The organism is Vibrio sp. 1288, from assembly GCF_033344475.1.
Genome location: NZ_JAWPOX010000582.1, coordinates 1 through 674 on the forward strand (window position 1 = coordinate 1; position 674 = coordinate 674).

The following is a 674-nucleotide window of genomic DNA, read 5'->3' on the forward strand; positions in this document are numbered from 1 at the left end:
CATCCGCTCGGCGGTTTTTAGAGCGTCCTTGGGGGGTTTCATTGCTAGCAATCGGTTCAGATTCACCAAATGACTTCAGCTCTGTATTTTCCCGTTTCACCCCATATTTCACCAATTCATTGGCGGTGCTGTGCGCGCGGTTCAAGCCAAGCTCTTGGTTGTAAGTATCGGTACCGATCCAGTCAGTATGCCCTTCAACCGTCACTCGATAATTACTTAGAGCCAATTGACGCGCCACACTGCTTAACACATCTCTAGCCAATGATGAAAGATTGAAACGATCAAAAGCAAAGTGAACCCGTGCAACCAGTTGTCCCTTGTCACCCACTTCACCACTAAATTGTGCAATACCTAAGTTTGAGATATAGGTTAAACATTCACTCGGATCGGTTAACAGTGATGATTTTTTCATCAGTGCCTGTTTAAGAGCTTGGTCATCGCTTTTTTCGGTCACTTGCAAAAAACCATTGCGATGTGTGCCAACGCCCGTCACTTCTCCGACTGTGATTGAATGCGAATATTCATAAAACGCAGTGGCGCAGTACTCTGTTAATGTTGAACTGATGTCGTTGGCATTGGCATTGGCATTGGCATTGGCATTGGCATTGGCATTTAACGTTGTAAAACCGACCACCAGCATTACTGCCATTACTTTTTTATTGGTCATATCTTTC

1 protein-coding gene is annotated in these 674 nt (G+C 44.8%); it reads right to left on the minus strand.

All coding sequences use genetic code 11. The annotated features are described in order from the left end of the window. A partial coding sequence (locus R8O11_RS28155; RefSeq protein ID WP_318194991.1) for an OmpA family protein occupies positions 1-649 on the minus strand: 649 nt, incomplete at its 3' end. Positions 650-674 lie beyond the last annotated feature (25 nt).